Here is a 23078-nt window from a genome sequence, read left to right as displayed (position 1 = left end):
GCTGTGCATTTACAATCATAATCGGGATATGTTCCTCTTCAAATATGTTATTAAACAGGTTTCCAGTACGAACCGGTACTTTCCATGGCAGCCATCTCACAATCAGTTTCCTTCGGCCATGAAACTAATTGAAGAATATCTTCCGTCATTGTTGAAAACTGGCGGACTTCTTTTTTTCTTGACACTCGTAAAAACACAGGCTACCATCATATTTTTATGAATGTCAATCCCACAACACCGCTTATACAATACTTCCATAAAGCAAACCTCCTTCGCATAAGCCGATGCAGCTCCTTGCTTAACTGTTGGCTGTCCTGCGTCCTCATCAAAATACAATGGAAACAAAAAGTGGTACACCTAAGGAGCTGAAAATCAGTCTGTCGCACGGGCTTTGAAGCACCAATCCCCTTCCGACCTTATTCGGCACCTTAAGTATGCCACTATATAGAGTATAGCCAATATCCAGTTTTCATTTATTGTGGTGAGATTCTCTCATGATTGTCTGTCGGGAAATAGAGGGTTCCGAACAGGGGTAGGCGTGACTCATGCGAGTCACGCCTACTCCTGAAATTTATCCACTAAAAAGATTAAGGTGTCAAAAGACACGTTACAAAATATCTGATTTTATTTGTACCTTGAAAACTTAACACGATATATCAAATTATTCGGATATTTGGTACAATACCAGAGGTAAGAACCGTAGCCGATTCCATTTTGGATTTAAGATAGCCGCATTGGAGTTTCAAAAGCTGTTGGATTATGTCAATGGCTTGGAAAACCATGCTCAAAAAGCAAAGACTGCATAAAATAACAATAAATGTGTTTTATTCCACTTTCCATAAACAATTCAAGCCAATGTACATGAAAGGTAAGCGCTTAATAAGTTATATAGTATCTGCCTCCGGTGTGGCAAAGCAATATGGATTAATTTATGCTAAACTGCTGCAAAGTTGTAAAGAATATGGAATCCCGATCCCACCATCGGGGTATTGGACAAAAATAGTCTGTGGAAAAGAGGTAAGTAAGGCACCATAATCCATCTGTTTTCTGTAATGTTGTGGTTTGAAAACATGATGATGTTTCAGCAAAAGTGGTATTTTGTTTCTTAGGCACCCGAATCACAGCCTCAACAAATGGTGAGGTTTATGTGGAATTATGTCGAAAAAAGACATACCTTCTGGTCCGATGGAAAAAGAAGAAAAATTCGTAGTATCATAAGAAGATTTCTGGTATAATACTACTAGGAAGGTGGAGGTGGAAATCTTGAAGAAAGATGCGATAAAGTTAGCAAAACAGGTTGCCGGAACCATGGCGATTGAAGGAATGAAGTTGAAACAGTCAGAGTATAATCAGCTTTTGCGTTGTGCTAATGGTCAACAATCAACTTCGGCAACGATAAAGAAGGTTATTAGGCAATATACGGTCAAATAGGTGAAAAGATGGAACAATATTATTATGAGTACGAACAGGATAGCATTTATTGTTATCCTGATTCTTTTATCCTGAAAAATAAATTGAACATTAGAGATCCGGAAACTTTGGAGGAAGCAGAACGCAATATTACGGCACTCAGAATTTTGGAGTTGAAACAAAATCCCCCCAAAGGCAAGCTGACTTTTAAATATTTTCAAAAGTTGCATAAACAAATCTTTGGAGACATTTATGAATGGGCTGGAAAAGTACGGAATGTGAATATTGCAAAGGGAAATATGTTTTGTGACTGCAGATTTATTGAAGACATGATGGAGGAATTATTTAGTGAACTGGAAAAGGAGAACTATCTGCAGCCGTGTGATACTGAAGAAATGGCTGACAGATTAGCATACTATTTATCAGAGATAAATGCGTTACATCCGTTTCGAGAGGGAAATGGTAGAACACAGAGACTATTTATTGAAATCCTGGCCGAACGAGCAGGATATGAGGTGGATTTTTCGGAGGTTTCGGCTGAAGAATTGGTTGAGGCAAGTGCAAAGGCATTTCTTAGAGATTATGGAAAAATGAATGAGCTGATGAGAAGAATTGTAAAAAAGATCATATAGGTCAGGTCTATATTGAACTGAGTTAGGAAGGCGAAGGGGGATATAACTGTGTTAGGGAAGAAGAAATTTACCGCCAAGGCTGAATTCCATCTTTCAGGCATCCGAATTACAGCCTCAACAAATGTGGAGATGGTAGTACTCTTGTCCCACAAGTCACCAGATAGCCATATGATGTATAAGTGGAATTTGGAGAAGTCAAGGGGAAAATGCCTATGGATGCAATTGCAGAGGTGGAAAGGTCTTTAAGATTAACAATGTATGATGTCCCTAATGCCGTGGAAGAATTGAGACAACCAAGAAAACATCTGCCAAAAGAGAAAATGGAGGCAATAAAATATGCACTTAAGTATTTTGAGGTGATTTGATGGAGGAAAGTATATACCAGATTGCAGAGAAAATAAGTAAACTATATCAAGAAGTATATGATGCCTACCTGCCATTGGTTGAAAATGTGTGTAACAGAGAAGTATCAGAAGATGAATTGTCACATCTACTCGATTATTTATTGGATTTTGCTTGTGATGAAAAAATATTGGGGCTGTATAAAAAGGTGTGTAAAAGATATTTATATGTATATCCGAGGTGCATCAAATTTTATATTGAAGCGTATTGGGACATGTGGGAAGATGAAAATAAATGATTACTTGACAGAATATATCTAAAAGAAGCAATAGTGCAGCTGATTCTACATTGCCAAAGTTGCTATAATAAGATGTGGGAGGGGGATTGTTTATGCCCAAAAAGAAGAATGATATTACAATACACAGCTCTGCTGCGGAGTATTTGACTTATGTGGCTTCAGTAGGGGATCGTAACGATAGCTTTGAAATGCGTTATGAGAATGAAAATATCTGGCTGACGCAAAAATGCTTGCGACTTTATATGATGTAGATGTGCGTACAATCAATGAACATATTAAAAAAATTTATACGGATGATGAACTGACGCAGGAATCAACTATCCGGAAATTCCGGATAGTTCAAACAGAAGGTTCGCGGCAGGTGAACCGGGAGGTGATTCACTATAACCTGCAAATGATCATTGCCATCGGCTTTAAAGTTAACAACGACCGAGCTGTAAGATTCCGTAAATGGGCAGGTCAGATTGTCAAGGATTACACAATTCAAGGCTGGACGATGGACAAAGAGTGCTTGAAAAAGGGGTATATGTTCACCGATGAATATTTTGAATGTCAGTTGGAGAATATTCGTGAGATACGTCTATTTGAACGCAAATTTTATCAGAAGGTTACGAATCTCTATGCCACAGCGTTTGATTACGACAAAGATGCTACGACTACTCGGCAATTTTTCAAAATGGTTCAGAATAAGTATTCCGATATCGGAATATGAACAAGATGCACTGGGCGGTACATCGGAATACAGAAGCAGAATTGATTGTAGAGCGTGCAAATGCTGAAAAAGAACATATTGGCCTGACAATATGGGAATCAGAGCCAGATGGGAAAATTGTCAAAGCAGATATTTCTGTTGCTAAGAATTATCTGAGCGATAAGGAAATGTCCTATTTAGAAAGAATCGTTTCACTGTATCTCGACTATGCGGAGTTACAGGCGGAACGAAGAATACCGATGAGTATGGAGGACTGGGCAAAGCGCCTTGACGGATTTCTGGAGTTTAATGGGAATGAAGTGCTTATGGGACCGGGAAAAGTCAGTGCAGAACAGGCAAAGCTTCATGCAGAGACGGAGTTTGAAAAATATCGTATTGTTCAGGACAGGTTATTTATATCAGATTATGATAAGTATTTGTTAGAATTAGAACATCAAGCGGATGAAAATGATGCGTAAAGATAAGTGGGCTGTTTTCGCTTAGGGAATAATATGCTTTCCTGCCAATCATTATTATCCACTCAACAAATGGCGGATTTTGTTGTTTTTAACCTATGCAGATGTAAAGTCCCCCATTGATGGTCGTAGCTTTAAATATATAAATGTAGGAGAAAATTACAGATGAAAAAAATAATCATTACTCAGGGAAATGAGTTTAAAGTATTTGATAATGACATTCAGAAGGATGAAGATATTTTTGAAGATATTTATAATAAGGCAAATGAACAGAAAATACAGCTGGAGAATTATACGGCTGAAATTCTGAGAAAAGACAATCAATTTATAGAGCCGGTAGATTATTTGAATAATGTTATTGCATTTTGTGGGGAACGAGGACAGGGAAAAAGTACAGCAATGCAGCATTTTGTGGGAGAGCTGGGAAAAGAAATTGGTATAGAGGTTCTAAAAGTTATCGATCCCATGGCGTTGGAAATGGCACATAATATAGTGGATATTATTATTTCACGTTTGTTTGACGATTTTCGTTCAGAAAGAAAAAATATGGATAAAAAGTACGATTTAGAATTTGTTCAGAGCTTTCAAAAAATTCATCGTAATATATCTGTCCTGAAGAATGCAAAGAGATTTATTGAAAGAGAATATGCGTATGACAGCTCTATTCAGAATTTGTCAGATATTACAGATAGCATGGATATGAAAAAAAATATTATGGAATTGGTTCGTCAGTTTTTGAAGTATAAGCAAAAGCAGATGTTGGTAATTCCCATTGATGATCTGGATTTGAATTTAAAGGATGTCTATAGTGTGGCTGAGCAGTTACGAAAATATTTTATGATTCCCCAGATTGTTATTGTGATGGCGGTTAACATCAATCAACTAACACTTTGTGTGGAGAGAGAATTACTGACAAAGTTAAATCCGTTGCGGGATTCGGGGCGCTGGGATATAAAAAGAGAAGCCAGAAACATGAGTAATCGATATATGGAGAAGCTGATTCCCCTTACCAGAAGAATGCAGCTTCCGAATGTACGTGCCATTGCAGAAGACGGTGAAAATGCGGTGGAGATTATCTATAAAGACCAGCAGGAAACCAGAAATTTATTTGATTCAGGTAAATCAGGAATTGAAAAGGGGATTTTGAAACTGATCTATGAGAAGACAGGACTGATTTACATAGCAAAACCTAATGAGATTCATCCGGTTATACCTATTACACTTCGGGAACTGGTTAATTTGATTTCTCTTTTGGGAGATATGTCTGATAATCAAAGAGAGAATCTGGAATTGTTTGAACAGTATTTTTGTAATGTGTGGCTGGAAAATAATCTGTCGGATGAATCTGTCGCGATGGTAAGGAAAATTGCTAGTACGCAGACTAATGCACTACAACGTGACACATTTATATCCCTATATGAAATGTGGCGTAACCGGCTTATAAAAGAGGAGAAAACCCCTTCAACGGAGCTGGAGGACAGTGTTGAAAGGGCTTATACAGAATTCAGAAAAGGTGGAAAAAAACCGAAAAACGGTGATATAATAAATTGTCTTAGATTATTAGAATTGGGGAGGGAGTCAGAAATTTCCAGACTGACCATAGCCGTAACTACACTTTTTTCAATTCGTATGTTGAAATTAAAAGCATCTGAAAGTTGGAAATTTTTGTATGATTTTATTGGACCGAATTTTTTTGGTGAGTATCGATTAATCCGCGAAGAGGCCATAAAGACTACAAATAAAAGTTCACGTATAAAAGTCCAAACCAATTCTCGCTTAAAGTTTGAGTATTCAGTCCAATCGTTTATAGAATCCAACAATTCCATATCGATTGATAAGAATATGTCTGTTTCTGCTATAAAGCGATTGTTGAGAGAGGAACAATTGGTAGATACACTGGTGCTGATGGGGATTATTTCTGACTTTAAAGATTCAGATGGAGAATCTAGAGAAATGGTATCACAAAATAATCAGGTGGCTACAAAGGCAGAATTCAACCTGAGTCAGATATTCCTGTCGGCAGTTTCTCCAGAGCGGGTAGCGGAGAAGATAAGCTTAAAAAAATGGGGAATTAATGAACGGGATTTTTGTAATGCAGCCCAACAGCGAGTGTTTTTAACCGAAGGTTGGAAGGAACTTGCATGTAATATGGAAGAAATTATGAATCTGGCACAATATGTACAGGAACACCGAAATATTAGTGATAAGGCTCAAGAGATAGATTATTATAACCATTTTTTTGAGAGTGTGGACCAGTTCTTGAGTGGTCTTAAAGATTACTTACCTCTTTTGGGGGAACTGAATGGGGGGAACCTTGCAGGTATGGGCGAAGTCATTGTTCGATTGAAAGCAGATAAAGCCGAAGGACAGGCATCAGGACAGGAACTTGGGGTTCCAAGAAGCAGCAGAGCCAATACTAAATTTTATACATTGCTTGACAATCTTAGGAAACTTAGCGACTATGCTGTCTGGAAGCAGAGTTTAAACGATGATGATACTTATCAAAATTTGTTTCAGGAGATCAAAGAACTGGAGGTACTGGCTGAAAAGGGTGGGAAAAACCAAGAAATAGGAAGCGAAATCTCAGAGCAGTATAATATGCTTAAGAAATCTGTTGTCGGGTAGGTGAAAACTATATGGATATAGAGAAGGCTGTCCTTGAAATATTGTTACGCAAGATCCGTTATGAGAGGGTATCCATTCATTTTTCTGATACCTTGAGCGACTATCGGGACGTGTCAAAACGCTGTTTTTTACAGGCGGCAAGAAATTTGGCTGATAGCACAGAGGACGAAAATGAGCAGCTATATAATTGGGCCCGTGAAGCGTTAGAGCGACAGGAAGGAATATATGGCTGTATATTAGAGGTGGCCCAAAAGATTCTAAAGATTAAAGGTGGTTACATCTGTTATGACATTAGAAATTGGTCTGAAGATTCTCAATTCCTTCATTGGAAAGAAATCAGCTCCAGTTTAGGGCAGGATATATTTATGGCTGCCATCCTGGCAAATAATAATCCAGGGAAAGAAGAGATTTCTACATATCTGTGTATGCCATTTCCCAAAATTGATTTTGAAGATTTCGATAAACTGTTGGGAAAGGATGGGCATGTGGGACTGGCAGAGAATCATTTCCATTTAAAAGGTTCATTCCCTGTATTTATGCTTAACTGGACATGCCTTATGAACCATATTGGAGATGGAAATGATTTTTTTCATCGATTTAAAGAGTACCGAGAGGTTGAAATTTTAATAGAACATGAAGATATGAATAGAAATGATATTTTTTACTCCAGTATTTGTGCCGCCGCGTATCGCCTGCATTTATATGAAATCTATAGCGGTGTCCCACAAGAACTTCAAATGCCGTTTTTATATGACAGAGATATTGACGAGGTTGATCTCCGGGTATTACAGGACAGAATAGAATATTATCGTGGTCAGTTAGAAGAAAAATGGGATTATGCAAAGGGACAGAGGGAAAAGGGGCTGGATTATGCGCTGGCGGAACTGTGGGATGTTTGCTATGATAAGTCCGAGGTTTCCATTGTGGGAGAGCGATATTTTCTTTATCGTTGTTTTAATGCCATATTTGAAAAAGATACCCGCTTCCGTTATGAAGAGAAGAATTTGTTTTATAAATATTTATTGATTTTTTTCAGAATTCGGTCGGAAATGGTTCAGACAAATCCGATGAGAGGATTTAAAAATTTCCAGATTTATCAGGATAGGAAGGAAGATATAATAGATTATTATCCGGAATACCAAAAACATGTGATTAGGCTGGTAGGCTGTTCTCTGCGTAGATGGCAGAATATATCAACATTGGAAATGCGTCTTTCACCAAAAACAACTGCAGATGAGACGATAAGCCGCATCAAAGAATTTGACAGGGATATTGGAAAAAGTGGTTCGGAAGAGCTTGGAAATGATTATTTTTATGTGTTACATTTTCCGAAAGAAAAAGAAACAGGAATTGTGGAGCTTAAGCCTCGAAATTATATTTTAAGAGAGAAAATGGCTAAACAGATTGAAGAGCAGAAACGGTTGATTGACTTGGAAATGAATGATTTGAAATATTGGGGCAGGATTCCCCGGGTTAGGGGATATGATACTTGCTCAGGCGAAATTGGATGCCGACCCGAGGTATTTGCACAGTTCTACCGTGCTATTCAGGCATATGCAAAGCGGAATCAGGCAAACTGGGTGCATTGGACATACCATGTTGGAGAGGATTTTCTTGATCTTACGGACGGATTGCGAGCGATTGATGAGACGATACATTTTTGCGAATTGCCTCAGAATAGCAGATTGGGACATGGAATGGCTCTTGGTATAAACGCAAAAAAATATTATAAAATGAAAAATTACAAAATTTTGCTTTCAAGACAGGATTTAATGGACAATATTGCTTGGGTTTTGGGATTCAGTTCTGAACATGGAATCGTAATTCCGGCGGATTTGAGTGGTTATCTAAAAAAATATTTTAGTAAGCTGCTGAAAAATGTATATGTGGACAATGTAAAAGAATATAAGAAAGAAGAATCAGACTCTGGGGTAGATCAGGAGCAGGCAATAGCGCAGGTGGCAGCCACTATAGTGTCGATTGATTTGTCGGAAGAGAAAGAAGAGTGGCAACTATATTATGACGCATGGAAACTTCGGGGAGACCGGCCAGAATTGTATCTGGAATATGAGCAACCAGAAATGTCGGATATTTATGATGGTGCATTAAGAGGAGGGATTGAAGAGGCCAGAAAAAATAAAACATGCCGCGCTTATTATAAATCTTATCATTTTAGCAACTCTGTTCGTGAAAAAGGTGCTATACTAGAGATTTTGGATATACGTGATGATTATATAGAACTGGTTCAAAAATTACAGGAAGAGTTGATGGGAATCTTGACGGTAAAACAGATTGGAATCGAATGTAATCCAACTTCCAATTTTAAAATAGGCCCTTTTAATCGTTTTGAGCAACATCCAATGCTTCGGATGTATGGAAAGAATCTATATAAATATTCCAACAGAATGAATATTTCAATCAACACGGATGATATGGGAATTTTTCAAACATCTTTGGAAATGGAGTATGTAACTATGTATGTAGCGCTATTGAAAAGCAAGGATGAGAACGGAAAAGCCAGATATACGAAAGAGGCAGTTTTAAAATGGTTGGATGATGTGAAGGCGTTTGGACATATACAGGCATTTACTGTAGATAAGCGAAATTTGCCTTATGCCCCTTCTATTGAATCCTAATCTCCCTAAAAAATTATACACAGGAAAGCACAAATGGCTTAAATAAAGGAATTTGGCAATTTTTCTATGTGTATAATTCGATTAAAAGTCCTTGATTTTATACACAGATTAAGGCTATCCGATTATCAGTTTTAAGCTATAAAACTGCATTCAAGTCAAAAGAAATGTCAAGAGAATAATTGCAAACTGTGTAAGTATCCAGATAATATTAACCCGAAAGATTTATTGTTTTTTAATATGTGAGTCTTTTGAGGTAATCCTGTGTATAAAATGTCGGGATTTTAGAATATAATTGAAGGCGAGAAGTAGTAATGAAAAAACTGGGAGCATTCCGTCAAGGGTGAAGTATGCCCTCCCGCCAGGTTGGTCAGATTGTCAAGTATTATACCTGACAACATGGGAATTAGCGCTGGATGGGAAAATTGTCAAAGCAGATATTACTACTGCTAAGAATTATCTGAGTAAAAAGGAAGTGTCCTATTAGAGCGAATCGTTTCACTGAATCTTGACTATGCGGAGTTACAGGTGGAACGAAGAATACCGATGAGTATGGAAGACTGGGCAAAGCGTCTTGACGGATTCCTGGAGTTTAATGGGAACGAATTGTTGATGGGACCGGGAAAAGTCAGTGAGGAACAGGCGAAGCTTCATGCAGAAACTGAGTTTGAAAAATATCGTATTGTGCAGGAACGATTATTTATGTCGGATTATGATAAGTATTTGTTGGAATTAGAAGATCAAGCAAATCAAAATGATGCGTAAAGACAATTATATAGTTTCCGCCCAGGATCAATTCTGCCCTGTGAACATCATTATTATCCACTCAACAAATGTCGAAACATGTTACTTATTGTCGAAAACGTGAAGCGCAAAATGTATAAGAAAATGCTGCATATCTAATTATTCTTACGGTTTGATTTTGATGAATCTATATTTCAAATGTTGATATTTTTAAACGGATTATAGGTTGGTAGTTAGTAAAAGGATGTTAATACTGTTACCTTAAAAAAAATATATGGATGATGAACTGGCACAGGAGCCAACTATCCGGAAAATCCGGATAGTTTAAACAGAAGGTTCATTTTAGGGAAATGAGGTGATATAATGAATTTAAGTGATGATATAGGAAAAAAATCTCAAATGCTTATTTATACCACCGAGGATGGTTTGACAAAAATTGAAACGGCCTTTGACGGTGATACCGTCTGGCTGTCAAAGGCTCAGATGGCTGAATTATTTCAAAGGGATCGTTCAGTAATTTCAAAGCACATAAAAAATGTTTTTGAAGAAGGAGAACTCCAGAAAGCAGGCAATGTGCAAAATTTGCACATTGCAAATTCGGACAAGCCGGTAGAATTTTATAACCTCGATGTTATTATTTCCGTTGGCTATCGTGTAAAGTCAAAGCGTGGTACACAGTTTAGAATTTGGGCGACCAGTATTTTGAAGGAATATATGAGGAAAGGATTCGCTTTGGATGATGAACGGTTGAAGAATCTGGGCGGTGTCGGCTATTTCAAGGAATTGCTGGAACGCATCCGAGACATTCGTGCGTCTGAGAAAGTGTTTTACCGCCAGGTACTGGAAATTTATGCTACGAGTATTGACTATGATCCACATGCAGAGATTTCAATCCGTTTTTTTAAAAAAGTCCAGAATAAAATTCATTATGCGATTCATGGACAAACTGCAGCAGAGGTTATTTATACAAGAGCGGATGCAGAGAAAAAGTTTATGGGGCTGACTACCTTCGCAGGAAAACAGCCTACATTAAAAGAAGCCGTTATAGCGAAGAATTATCTGGATGAGAAAGAACTTCGCTCTATGGGGCAGTTGGTATCTGGATATTTGGATTTTGCAGAGCGCCAGGCAGAGCGGGAACAAGTTATGACCATGCAGGACTGGTCAGACCATCTGGACCGTATTTTGACAATGAGTGGAGAGCAGCTGTTAGAAGGAAATGGAAGTATTTTACATAAACAGGCAGTTGATAAAGCAACAGATGAATACAGGAAATATAAAGCAAGGACACTTAGCGATGTGGAACAAGATTATTTGAATTCACTTCATTTTTTACAAGAGAAAACAAATGAAAAGTAGTGTGCCAGGTTATGGCACAATAAAAACAGGACGAAGTTGAGACTCGAGAGAAAGTAGTAGGACACTACGTTAGCAGAAGGAAGAATACTTTCGCCAAGGCATTATTCTGTCTTTCTGGCATCCGAATTACAGCCTCAACAAACGATAGGATAACCCCAAATCTTTATCCGAAGCCCATTTAATCCACTTAATCATTTTCATACTCAAGTCTCTGCTTACGTTCCTCATCCAGCCTTTGCTTTTCTACCCATAATTTATGTTCTTCTTCCCGCTTTACGCGCTCCAAACGTAACTCTTCCGATAATTGATACATATAAATCAAAACATCCCCTATTTGGCTTTCCAGATTCGTCTTTGTACTGTCTTTAAAATATTTACCATCTGAAAAAACAAGTACAATTATTTGAGAGTGATTGCTTACACTGTTTAATTAAATACTCTGTTGTTTTCTCAATGGTTTGATGCGGTATCGCAGAGGATATAAGGTTTTCATACTATCCGACTACGGCATTGAAATTCAAGAAAACATTTAAAACAATCCATCATACTTTATTGAGTATAAGATACATTATGGCAGATTCCGGCTTGTGGAATTGGAAAATTTCAAACAGGCTCTTCCACAGATATGAGACAGATAAAAAGGGATAAAAAAGATAAAATAAGTGCTGACCGAAAAAAGTAAACGGTTAGCCTTTTTTAATGAAATAAATTGCATTCTTGGGACAAGCAATAAAAATTTATCTGAGCCGGTCTGTGCTCCCTCTTCTGAGCCGGTCTGTGCTCCCTCTTCTGAGCCGGTCTGTGATCCCTCTTCTGGGCAGGACTGTGATCCCTCCCCGAAGCAAGACTGTAATCCTTCCCAAGTGTTGAAGAATTTGGAATTTTGTTTTCTTTATACGCATAACAGTAAATATTTCCATTTTTCTAGAACTTCGACATTAGCCGGGATTAAATAAGGATCCTTTCGCGTATATGGTAAGAATATGCTAGTATATGCATTGCATCCCTCCTGAAAGAGTGGTACAATAAAACAATACCCATCATGAGCAGGGTGGGTGATCGTTTTTAGAAATTACTGTTTTCTCAGGAAATGCCGGACGGATTATGCTTGGCTGATAAAGAATATCGGGCGCAAGAGATGTTATTTTAAACTGGAGGACAAGGATGGGAAAAAGGGATGAGCTGAATGAATTGATTTACGAGTACTATGAGTCTCGTATTCTCTTTGGTATATACAAGTACGGCGAACAATTGAAGTCGGTACCACAAATTTGCACTTTGTTCAGGGTGGCCCGGAATACCGTACAAATTGCGTTTAGCAGGCTGGAAGAGAATGGATATATAAAAACAGAAAAGCGGAAAGTTGCCAGGGTTGTTTATCAGGGATCGGAAGAACTGTTTAGGGAAAATGTTGTAACGTATTTTGCTCTGCGCAGGGAGGGGATCCAGGACGTTCAATTTAATGGTAATTTAGTGTTTTCATCAATATGGGAAAAGGGTATACAGAATTTAAAACAGGATTTGCAGAAAAACCCCGGTGGGACGAAGACAGCGGGCCAAGCCGCATCAGAGCCAATCAGGCTGTATGTGGACGTTTTGAATACATTTCATAATGAGTTATTGCTTGGCCTTTTTTGGCAGAACATGCGTTATATCAGTTATTTCTATCCCCCTAGAAATGATAGGAAGGCGAATTATGTAGTGGAAGATTTATTATCAGCGGAAAATGCAAACCGCCTAAAAGAAGAAACAGATGCCTATTATTATAATATCTATTTGGGTATTATGGAGTTTATTGACTTAAATCGTGAAACGTATCATCTGGAGCATGAGACTCAGATTCCGTTTATATGGACAATTTACCGGAAGCGGCCGCAGGTTCGTTATACGCTGGCCTCCACCATTATCCGTGAGATTCTGTGGGATGTTTATCCGGTTGGAAGCTATCTGCCCTCGCTGCCCAAGATGGCGGAGCGGTATCATGTTTCCTTAATTACAGTACGCCGGACTTTGGATGTATTGAACTCACTTGGGGTGACCAGGACTTATATGGGGATTGGGACAAAGGTCTGTCTGGAATCAGTTGACATTGATATCATGGGCAGACCTGAAATCCGGGAAAACCTGCGCCTTCATGGAGAGGCAATGCAGATACTGGCTTTGACGGTTCGCAATGTGACTCACTATACATTGGAATCGGTTAAAAGAGAGAGGAGGAAGGAACTGTTACAGACAATAAGAATGCTTCATGATAAAAATAACAGTATACTTTGTATAGATGTTCTTCTGAATTTCATCTCCAGCGAATGCCCTTCCGCGTCTTTGCGGGAGATTTACGGTAAATTGAGGGAGCTTGTAGCCTGGGGGTATATTTTTTCGGCTGTATTAATGGCAGCCGGGCAGATGGAAGCCAATTCGGATGATTTGATCTGCCGGATGGAGGATGCTCTGCAAACTGACAATTCAGAAGTGTTTGCCGGACTTTGGCAGTTGTTTGTTGAGGAGAGGCTTAATTCCTTCTATAAAAAGTTCCCTTTGTGGAATGCACAAGGGGATCGATTCTCGCCATGACAGCCAATGGGTTTTATGAATGAGGCATTGGCGGCAGGAATGCACTGCCATATTGGGAAAACGATTGATATAGACGTGCTTTATAGAACCATGTCTGAACTGTTAAGACAGTGATATCATATCATTACCGGGAGGGTATTATGTTGGGACATATACAGAATATGAAATTAAGGGCCAGACTGCTGTTATCATATGCAGTGATCATCATCATATGCCTGGCGGCAAGTATCACAGCGCTGTTTATGCTGAATAGAATCGGTAATAACCTGTCTTCCTTTTACAACAATAATTATACCGTTACGGTTCATGTGTGGATGGCAAAGAGGGAAATGCAGGCTGCGCGTGCGGATCTCCTGAATGCCATATTAGATTCGGACGTGGACGATAATGAGAACGTGGAAAAAGCAAACAGGCATCTTGGTAATATGCGTGCGGCATTCCCTGTGATCCGGAAGTCATTTAAGGGGGATATTGCATTGGTGGATCAGGTTGATTCTTTCTTAGAGCAGGCTATCGTATACCGTGACCAGGTGTTTGAACTGATGGAATCAGATCAACGTGGGGAAGCTTATGAGGTCATGAAATTAAATTATATCCCGCTTCTGGACCAGATGTCGGATACGCTTCAGGAAATAGCAGATGTAGCAGGCCGGAATGCGAAGCTTATGGTGGAAGAAGGGGAGCAAGCGCGGACAGCTGCAATTGTTATAGTGATTGTAATTATGGTATTAAGTATTGTGTCGGCATTATTGTTTGGGCTTTATATATCCAATGGTATTCTCAGGCCTGTCAATGAAATCCAGCATGCCGCCCAAAAGCTGGCCGGAGGAGAACTTGATGGAGCATTTGTCGCCTATACATCAGAAGACGAATTGGGTAAAATGTCGGACAGCATACGCGATTTAATCAGCTACCAGCATACGATCATTGAGGATATCAGCGATATCCTTGGTTCCATGGCACAAGGGAATTTCAGGGTTCAATCGAAAGCGAGAGAATATTACAGGGGTCAGTATAACCGTATCTTAATTTCCATGAGGGAGCTGCGCGATAACCTTGACAGTATTCTTTTGCAGATCGGCCATTCGGCAAAACAGGTTGCAGACGGCAGCGAACAAGTATCTGCCGGAGCGCAGGCGCTTGCCCTGGGGGCGGCGGAACAAGCCGGATCGGTTGAAGAACTTGCAGCAGCCGTACATAATATATCTGAACGTGTAAATGAAACAGCGGAAAATGCGGGTGATGCACGTGTTCAGACAGACCAGGCAGGTATACAGGTTTCCATGAGCAGTAAAAAGATGCAGGAAATGATTGATGCAATGAAAGTAATCAGTGAAAAGTCCAGTCAGATTTCTAAAATCATAAAAACAATTGAGGACATTGCATTTCAAACAAATATTCTGGCTTTAAATGCTTCTGTGGAAGCGGCGAGAGTAGGTAAGGCCGGGGAGGGATTTGCGGTAGTCGCAAAAGAGATCCGTAATCTGGCGGACAGAACATCGGAAGCATCTAAAAATACAACGGTGTTAATTAAGAAATCAGCGGCTGCGGTTGAAGAAGGAGAAAGAGCAGCCTGTGCAACAGCAGGCTCGCTGGCACAGGTGGTAAAAAGTACAAAACAGGTGATAATGACAGTGGATAAGATAGCTGCCGCAACCAACTATCAAAGCGAATCCGTTTTACAGATTACAGCAGAAGTAGGACAGATATCGGATGTGGTGCAGAGTAACTCCGCAACATCAGAAGAATTGGCTGCCGCCAGTGAAGAACTTTCCTCACAGGCGCAGGTATTGGAAGAACTGGCCGAACGGTTTGAATTGTATGGATGAGCCCTGTATACTCTTTTCCGTAAAGTTCCCTCTGGCATTTGCAGGATAATAGATTCTGGTCAAATGCTTGTACGATGAAGTGCATCTGGACCAGCGGAACATTCCGGAGAATGGAGGACGTTATGAAAAGAGGAAATAAAACCCGGGCGATTGCTTTTGTCATAGCGACATTAGCCGTTTTATCACTTGCGGTCTGCGTCTATATGAAACAGCTCACCAAAGCAACTGACGCCTCGGTGGTAGCTTCGATGCAGGAACTATCCAAACACGATATGCAGAACATTCAAAGTGAACTGGAAAACTCGTGGGATTCCCTGTCTGCGGTTTATACCAGAACGCAGACCAGCCAATGCGCTAATATTCAGGAGGTTTGCAATCGCTTGAATTTGGAGCAGATTTCCAATATATTCAATACAATTTATTTGGTGGATTTTGATGGAAATACATACTCCGGCTCAAATGTAATAAAAAATGAAAAGGACAAGGAGTATGTATTGTCACTCTTTTCCGATCAAGATAAAATTGTTATGCGTTATGACAATTTGGACGTTTTGGAAACGATCACAGAAAGTCTTGTGTATGGAGTTCGGTGTGAGCCCTTTCAGGTGGACAGTATTCAGTTTATTGGAATCATCGGCTTTTCAAAAATCAGTCTGATGGCGGAGCGCCTGAAAATAGACAGCTTTGACGGGCGTGGCTATACCGGAATTATTGACATAGACGGAAATTACGTTGTCAACCGGGACCGCAGCGCGGGAATAGGGAAAATCGACAACTATTTTGAACAGCTGCAAAATCGTGCGGGTCTGTCGAAAAAGGAAATTTCGGATATTATCGCCCGGATAGGGCAGGAAGAAGAGTTTCTATTGCACTTTAATTATATAGATCAGGGAGCACAGGTGGTATCCTTTATTCCGATGCCCGGTACGACATGGAGTATCGTTCTCACAGTTCCACAGGAGGTGTTCCGCGAACAGACTCAGCAGTTTGTACTCATGACAGTTGTGATGCTTGCGGTGGTTGTGATCGTTTTGTGCTTAATGATGTTTGCGATTGTCCGCATCTCTCTGATTTCCGCAACCGCAAGAGCGGAAGCAAAATCCCGCGGCGAGTTCCTTTCAAACATGAGCCACGAGATACGCACGCCTCTTAACGGAATCATCGGCCTGATCCATCTGATGCAGCAGAACATTGGGGATCATGAACGGATGACAGGATATCTTAGAAAATCTGATTCAACTGCAAAATACCTGCTTTCACTTGTCAACGATATTCTGGATATGTCAAAGCTTCAATCTGACAAAATGGTGTTGGTGCCAAAGCCGTTTTCTGTTGACGAGCTGGTTTCCACGACTGAGTCTCTGATGCGCAGCCGTATGGAGGATAAAGGAATTAGCTTCCGGGCCGAAACTAATATCATCTGTTCCCGCCTTGTTGGAGATGATATACGGATCGAACAGATCCTTGTCAATATTCTGGGGAATGCGGTTAAATTTACGCCGGAAGGCGGCCAGGTTACTATGCATGTATTCCAGTCGGCTGAAGGCGAACGGATATTGACAACCTATCAGGTGGAAGACACTGGCTGCGGCATAAGCGGGGAATTCCGGCAAAAGATATTCGATTCGTTTAGCCAGGAACGCAGTAGTATTTCTCAGGGATGCCGGGGGACCGGTCTTGGTATGTCCATCAGTTCGCTGCTGGCAAAGCAAATGGGAGGTACGCTGAAATTTTGGCAGCATCGGGTTTTACCGCAGTACGGGCCGCAGATGGGGGTAAAGCAGTTGAACTGTTTGAAAAATCCCTGCCATATGAGTTTGATATTATCCTAATGGATGTGCAAATGCCCGTGCGAAATGGTTATAAGGCGACAAAAGTCATCCGCGGGTTAAACCGTCCGGATGCAAAGACGGTTATTATTTACGCCTGTACGGCTAATACATTTAGAGAGGATCAGGAACGGGCAAGGAATGTTGGAATGGATGGCTTTATTGCAAAACCAATCGATGTAAGCAAGTTGATGCAGAAACTTAGAGCGGGAACAGGTATTACTGACTCCTATGAGGTATTAAACCAGGCGGGCGAGGAGTTCGCCGCCCAGTATACAGACTATGATGTCACGGTGGAGGTGGTAAAATTCGCCTACACGGAGGAGGACGAATATATTACCGGCTGCTTTGATACGGATCATGCAGTGGACGCTCTTCTTGAAGGCTATTTTAATATGGCGGGATATATATACTGGCTGCGTGGTACCGCTGGACGATATCATCACGGAGGAATTACGGGCAGATGTTGACGACATGCTCTGGAAGATGAGCCAGGTGGACGGCAAGACCTATATGCTGCCCTATTACAGACCTATCCCATGCTGATGTATGCCAAGAACGACCAGGGAGACACGCATATTATGACTTTACTGCGCAGCAAGGGAAGTCCTTTCTTTAACGAAAACGGCCCTTTTAATCTCAATACAAAAGAGGGGATTGCAGCCCTTCAATGGATTGCGGATTCTTACCAAAAGGGTTATTTCCCCGCCGGCTGTGAGAACATGGAGATTATTGACTGCAGTAATCTGTTTACAAATAACCAGCTTGCAATAAAGGAAGTCTGGCAAGGGCAATAAGCCATATCAGCTTTGATGTGGAAAAAGGGAATATATCGGGATTATGGGGGCTCCCGGAAGTGGAAAAACGACACTTTTAAATTGCATTTCCACCATCGACCGCGCTACGGCCGGACAGATTTGCATCAATGGAATCGAAGGGACAAAGATGCGGGAAAAAAGCCTGGCCCAATTCCGAGGGGAAATGTTTTTATCAATGCAGAAAATCGGTATGCATAGATTAAAACCGGATTGGCGAGGCGTTGCTTACTGGAAGCGGTATACAAACCCTATACGCCCTCGATGTACCCGCACTCGCCATCATGGGGACAGTCCGATTCCGCTGCGATACAGCCGGCTTCCTCGCTGCACATATTTCGCATTCCCCTGTTCGTACCGTAGCCTCCTTCTTTGCTCTGTTTCTGAAAGTTCATGTATCGCCGCCGTTCCTCCAGAATGATGTGGAGTGCAACGGGGCCAATGTCCCGTACCTGTATCAGCCCGGCCTCATCCATCGCACAGAGCTGTGCCATGTGCTCCACACCCGCGCGGCGCAGGGCATTGCCGATATGCTGATACTTGCTTCGCAGTTCGGGTCTGACCTGTTCCCGTCTCGCCCGGAAATAATCTTTTGTCTCCATATTCGCCTCCTTTGATCCGATAGATGGTTCCTTCTTTCATGGTACCAATACTGTGCTCTAATTGGGCTGTCTGATGGTTTTTTCTAATTGAGCGCTCTTTGGTTAAAGCAGTGGATATCCTCATCAAGAACCATTCCGGAATTATGCCGGCCGCGGCGGGACCGATGTCCAGCGCTTGTATCTGCCCGACCTCGTCCATGGTGCAGACCTGCGCCATGTTTTTTACACCTGAACCGTCCAGGTTATTGTCGGCTCGCGCTCTCGTTCTTGATTTTGTTAGTAGAGAAAACCGGCTTCAATGGATACCTGTTATACCTGATTTGATATCCGTCATAGCAGGAGATGTGTTGATTAAATTTATTCAGGATACGCTCTGCAATGGAATCCGTCTCTGTACCGCTTGCATCACATACCATAAGCAGGAACTGACAGCTGCTGTACCGGGTAAAGACGTCTCCTGAACGCAGGGAGGACTGAATTACTTCATGCAGGTCTTCCATCAACTGGCTGCTCTCCTGAAGAACGGGGAAATTGCCTTGTTTATCAGTCAAGGTAAAAAGCATGCTGTAGATATTGGACTGGATTCTTTTTAAACGACGCTCCATAAAACGGTAGATATTTACAAAACTCTCGTAGTCCTGGCAGAAGGCTCCTTGTATCTGTCCGGGCTCGGACAGCTCACGGCTGATCTGTTCCATATCAACCTTCAAGCTTTTACCATGGTCCGGGTACAGTGTCCTGTCGTATGCAGTCCGTTTTTCTTTTTTTCTGTTCCCCTTTTCGTTTAAAAGCAAGTGGTCTGCCCTGTTGAACAGGCGGCTGTAATTGTCACCTGGCTGGTAGCTGCTCCCGCAGACAGTGAGAGACAGCTTGCTAATTACAAACTGGGATCGGGGCAGATTGAAAAATCGCTGTTCTATCTGCTGGCAACGCGATTCAATAAAGGCTTCGTCCTGGCTTATGGGCATAAAGATAACAAATTCATCCCCGCCAACCCGCGCCAGAATATCTTTAGGAAATACCATTTTACTCAGAATACCGGCAACTCCCTGAAGGACTCTGTCACCTGCTATATGACCGTAACGGTCATTGATTTCTTTGAAATTGTCAATATCAATAGCAAACAGTACTCCGAGCTGTCTATTCTTCAGAACTTCATTGACTTTTTTTTCTATGGCCATCCGGTTATATAGTCCAGTCAGCCAATCTGTTTCAACCATCTCATTTAAGCGTTTGTTTTCTTCTTTGAGTGATAGTAGAGTATCGTTCATAGCTCCTCCTCTTTTCGCAGTTATGTCCGCCGGCTTCATCCATCGCACAGAACTGCGCCATGCTCTCAACACCTCCCCGATGCAAGGCATTGCCAATGTGCTGATACCCGCCGCAGTTCGGGTCTGTCCTGTTTCCTCTGCGCCCGTAAACAGTCTGTTGTCTCCATGTCCACCTCCTCCCATCCAGTGGATGGTTCCCGCTTTTATGAAATGAATCTTTCTATTGCAATTATATCGCGACCACCGCAGAGCCTCCAGTACGAAAAATGGCCGCATTGAAATCAAAATTCGTACTTGACAACTTGACCATTTTGTGTATGCGTGATATACTTTTCAAAATATAGGAGGGCATATGGGCAAATTACGCATAGGGCTTTGTGAGGACAACGCCTACGACATGGAACAGCTTGTTTTCATTCTGCAAGAGAGCGGCATTCCTGTCTCACTGGATTGTTTTGAGACTGGAGAAGATCTGCTGGAACAATTTCAGCCGGGAGCCTATGATTTGATTTTCATGGATATTTATATGGGCGGGATGCTGGGTGTGGAAACGGTGAAGAAAATCCGGGAACAAGATGATGAGGTGGAGGTGGCCTTTACCACCACCAGCACCGATCACACGCTGGAAAGCTACCGCCTGAATGTGCTGAAGTACATAGAAAAACCAGTGGATAAAGATGCGGTTGTGGACCTTCTGAAGCTGGTGCAGGCTAAGAAACAATCCGTTCCCCATGCCACGCTCCTAATCAATGGGGAGTGGGTCTGTGTGCCGTATCACCAGATTCTGTATCTGGAACAGAAGGGCCATATCGTTCAGGTGTTTTTACAGGGCGGGAACGTGCTGCGGACCCATGCTAAACTGGATCAAGTCCAGCTTCAATTTTCGGAGCGGTCGTTTTTCCGATGCCACAAGAGCTATCTGGTCAATCTGGCCTATGTAAAAAGCATAGATATTGATTACTCTGTTTTTAAAATGAAAGAGGGCGCGAATGTCTATATTCGCAGGGAAGGTATGAAAAAAGCGCGGGAAGCATGGGAAAACTGGCTTTTCCATAGGGCAAGGGGGGATTTTCAATCATGAGAGAAAAGAAAATAAGCAAAATCTATAGCATCCCCTACCTGTTTCCGGCCCTTTTCATGGTTCTGCTCCTTGCCGGTTCCCTGGCATTTTGGCAGACGGACAGGCCGCTCCAGCCGGTGCTTACGCTTTCTGACTGGACGCTTGGGTTAGGAGGGAAAGAAGAACCCATCACTCTGCCGGGAAGCCTGAAGGACCTCCCGCCCCGCACCGCGCTTACGCTGACCGCGGAAATCCTCCCGGAAGCTGGGGATTATCTTTATGTCAAATCGGTTTATACGCCTGTGCGCGTCTGCATCAACGATACCCTGATCTATGAATACGGGGAAGATGGGAGTTTTCCCGCCATATTTGCGGACCCTCCCACCAATGTGGAGCTGCTGCCCATCCCACGGACCGGTTCCCCCGCCGTTCTGCGCCTTGAATTGCAGTCACCGGCCAGCAGGAATACCGTGGCGCTCCACCCGGTGCTGATGGGTACGCCAAACGCAATTCTGCAGCAGCTCTTTTCCCATATGGGTTTTTCCCTGTCTTTCTCGATAATCCTTCTGGCATTGGGAGTGATTCTGCTTTTAATTGCCTTTGTGATTATCCGTCTGAACCGGGCCGGATTCTCCTTTTTCTGGCTGGGCCTTTTTTCCATCCTGGTAGGGACATGGGTCTTGGGGGAATGTAACCTGACCTCCATTTTCATCCATAATCCTCCTCTGCTGTACCTGATGGCCTTTATGGGACTATTTTCCTTTACCATTCCCTTTATGAAATTTGTAATGCTGGTGCTGGATTTTGAAAAGAAAGGGCCGCTCCAGACACTGTGCCGTATCCTGGTGGCCTGTAACTTAGCCGCCCTGCTGCTGCAGCTGACCGGGGCGGTTCCTCTTGCTAAGAGCATGTACCTGTTCCATGTATTACAGCCGTTGACGCTATGCGCTTTAGGCATCCGTATTTTTGTGAAGGCGGTAAGAGGCCGCGATGCGTTAGCGCGGCGCTTTGCCATGCCGATTCTGATTCTAGCTCTGTTTTCCGTGCTGGAAGTACTGAATTATTACGCGCTGCGTATGACAGACCAGATGTCGCTGTTCTTTCAAATCGGCGTACTTATTTTCATCATCATGGCAAGCCTGATCTGCGGTGATTTTGTAAAAAACGCATTCGAGACGCAGACGGAAAAGCGCAGGCTGCAATATGAGAACACCCTGATGGGCCATCAGATTGAAGTGCAGAAGGAGCGTTATGCCGCAATTACAGAGATGGACGCGCAGATCCGCGCCCAGCGCCACGACCTGCGCCACCAGCTTACCGTGCTCCACCGCTTTGCGGAGAACGGGGACATGCAAAAGCTGACGGACTATCTGGCTGCTCAGTTACGCTGTGTTCCCGTGCCGCTGGTCCGCTACTGTGAAAATGAAGCGGTCAATGCCGTGGCAACCTATTATGTATCCTTTGCCGGGAAAATGGGGATTACCGATTGTAAACTCTCCCTGAATATCCCCAATCAGACAGGGGATGTCACAGAGAGTGAACTATGTGTGATTATCGGAAACCTACTGGAAAATGCTTTGGAAGCCTGCCGGGGCGCGGCGGAGGGAAAGCCTTATATCCATATGAAAAGCCGGTTGCAGGACGGTATTCTGACCATTGTGATGGACAATTATTTCCAGTCTGTCACCCCGCTTCCCGATGGCGGGTTCCGTTCCTTAAAGCAAGGCGGCGGAACCGGCCTGCTTTCCATCCGCGCGGTGGCACAGAAGTATGGCGGCGGCGCGCGGTTTGAGACAAAGGGAGAGCAGTTTTGTTCTTCTGTTTACCTGCGGCTGGATGAACTGTGTAGGAAGCCCGGGGCAGAGTGAAAAGGGACTTTTCCTGCCACACC

Annotated in this window: 18 protein-coding genes and 2 pseudogenes; 17 read left to right on the top strand and 3 right to left on the bottom strand. The window is 42.2% G+C overall.

The genetic code is table 11. The annotated features are described in order from the left end of the window. Positions 1-102: 102 nt before the first annotated feature. The gene (locus tag HMPREF9469_RS31960; protein ID WP_157140261.1) at positions 103-258 is read right to left on the bottom strand and encodes a hypothetical protein; all 156 of its coding nucleotides are present in this window, start codon (positions 256-258) and stop codon (positions 103-105) included. Positions 259-1263: 1005 nt separating this feature from the next. On the opposite strand from HMPREF9469_RS31960, the gene HMPREF9469_RS31955 reads away from it, so the two are divergent. From HMPREF9469_RS31955 to HMPREF9469_RS33325, 15 genes and pseudogenes are all read left to right on the top strand, one after another. After that, positions 1264-1431 (top strand): hypothetical protein, encoded by a 168-nt coding sequence (locus HMPREF9469_RS31955; RefSeq protein WP_003500161.1) that lies wholly within the window; start codon positions 1264-1266, stop codon positions 1429-1431. 8 nt (positions 1432-1439) lie between these two features. After that, positions 1440-2042, top strand: coding sequence for a Fic/DOC family protein (locus tag HMPREF9469_RS05875; protein WP_007860102.1), 603 nt, complete (start codon positions 1440-1442; stop codon positions 2040-2042). 212 nt (positions 2043-2254) lie between these two features. Further along, a complete protein-coding gene (locus HMPREF9469_RS34035; RefSeq protein ID WP_330363644.1) occupies positions 2255-2407 on the top strand; it encodes a hypothetical protein in 153 nt (50 codons plus the stop codon). Further along, positions 2407-2682, top strand: a complete 276-nt coding sequence (locus HMPREF9469_RS05865; RefSeq protein WP_007860101.1) for a hypothetical protein — start codon at positions 2407-2409, stop codon at positions 2680-2682. The genes HMPREF9469_RS34035 and HMPREF9469_RS05865 overlap by 1 nt, the downstream gene beginning before the upstream one ends. A 92-nt stretch (positions 2683-2774) precedes the next feature. Beyond that, a pseudogene (locus tag HMPREF9469_RS33715) lies at positions 2775-3852 on the top strand (virulence RhuM family protein). 162 nt (positions 3853-4014) lie between these two features. Beyond that, positions 4015-6474, top strand: a complete 2460-nt coding sequence (locus HMPREF9469_RS05855) for a hypothetical protein (protein WP_007860095.1) — start codon at positions 4015-4017, stop codon at positions 6472-6474. An 11-nt stretch (positions 6475-6485) separates the two neighbouring features. Continuing rightward, positions 6486-9110, top strand: coding sequence for an amidohydrolase family protein (locus HMPREF9469_RS05850; RefSeq protein WP_007860092.1), 2625 nt, complete (start codon positions 6486-6488; stop codon positions 9108-9110). 525 nt (positions 9111-9635) lie between these two features. Next, a complete protein-coding gene (gene rhuM, locus HMPREF9469_RS34165; RefSeq protein ID WP_003500165.1) occupies positions 9636-9872 on the top strand; it encodes a RhuM family protein in 237 nt (78 codons plus the stop codon). A 342-nt stretch (positions 9873-10214) separates the two neighbouring features. After that, the gene (gene rhuM / locus HMPREF9469_RS05840; RefSeq protein ID WP_007860088.1) at positions 10215-11210 is read left to right on the top strand and encodes a virulence RhuM family protein; all 996 of its coding nucleotides are present in this window, start codon (positions 10215-10217) and stop codon (positions 11208-11210) included. A 1701-nt stretch (positions 11211-12911) separates the two neighbouring features. Next, positions 12912-13781, top strand: coding sequence for a GntR family transcriptional regulator (locus HMPREF9469_RS32810; RefSeq protein WP_227884097.1), 870 nt, complete (start codon positions 12912-12914; stop codon positions 13779-13781). 140 nt (positions 13782-13921) lie between these two features. Next, entirely contained in the window at positions 13922-15610 is a 1689-nt protein-coding gene (locus HMPREF9469_RS05830; protein WP_007860084.1) for a methyl-accepting chemotaxis protein, read from the top strand. A 122-nt stretch (positions 15611-15732) separates the two neighbouring features. Next, the gene (locus HMPREF9469_RS05825) at positions 15733-17442 is read left to right on the top strand and encodes a sensor histidine kinase (RefSeq protein WP_007860083.1); all 1710 of its coding nucleotides are present in this window, start codon (positions 15733-15735) and stop codon (positions 17440-17442) included. Beyond that, positions 17343-17909, top strand: a complete 567-nt coding sequence (locus HMPREF9469_RS32605) for a response regulator (protein WP_207636587.1) — start codon at positions 17343-17345, stop codon at positions 17907-17909. Before HMPREF9469_RS05825 ends, HMPREF9469_RS32605 begins: the two co-directional genes overlap by 100 nt. Positions 17910-18020: 111 nt before the next feature. Then, positions 18021-18236: a hypothetical protein gene (locus HMPREF9469_RS32600; RefSeq protein ID WP_007860080.1), complete on the top strand. Its 216-nt coding sequence runs from the start codon at positions 18021-18023 to the stop codon at positions 18234-18236. Between the two features lie 43 nt (positions 18237-18279). Then, positions 18280-18381, top strand: a pseudogene (locus HMPREF9469_RS33325) (ATP-binding cassette domain-containing protein); the annotation flags it as partial. A gap of 124 nt (positions 18382-18505) precedes the next feature. On the opposite strand, the gene HMPREF9469_RS32800 reads toward HMPREF9469_RS33325, so the two are convergent. Beyond that, on the bottom strand, positions 18506-18856 hold the full coding sequence (locus HMPREF9469_RS32800; protein WP_007860079.1) for a hypothetical protein: 351 nt from the start codon (positions 18854-18856) through the stop codon (positions 18506-18508). Positions 18857-19098: 242 nt separating this feature from the next. Then, positions 19099-20127 carry a GGDEF domain-containing protein gene (locus HMPREF9469_RS05805; RefSeq protein WP_007860078.1) on the bottom strand — a complete coding sequence of 343 codons (1029 nt, stop codon included), beginning with the start codon at positions 20125-20127 and terminating at the stop codon, positions 19099-19101. Positions 20128-20479: 352 nt separating this feature from the next. Between HMPREF9469_RS05805 and HMPREF9469_RS05800 the strand changes: the two genes are divergently transcribed. Both HMPREF9469_RS05800 and HMPREF9469_RS05795 read left to right on the top strand, forming a co-directional pair. Next, complete coding sequence (locus HMPREF9469_RS05800) at positions 20480-21208, top strand: LytR/AlgR family response regulator transcription factor (protein WP_007860077.1); 729 nt, start codon at positions 20480-20482, stop codon at positions 21206-21208. After that, positions 21205-23055, top strand: coding sequence for a GHKL domain-containing protein (locus HMPREF9469_RS05795; RefSeq protein WP_007860075.1), 1851 nt, complete (start codon positions 21205-21207; stop codon positions 23053-23055). The genes HMPREF9469_RS05800 and HMPREF9469_RS05795 overlap by 4 nt, the downstream gene beginning before the upstream one ends. Positions 23056-23078: the final 23 nt, after the last annotated feature.

This window comes from [Clostridium] citroniae WAL-17108 (genome assembly GCF_000233455.1).
Taxonomy (GTDB): domain Bacteria; phylum Bacillota; class Clostridia; order Lachnospirales; family Lachnospiraceae; genus Enterocloster; species Enterocloster citroniae.
The sequence above is the reverse complement of the archived record's forward strand: the minus strand, read 5'-3'. Positions and strand labels throughout refer to the sequence as shown.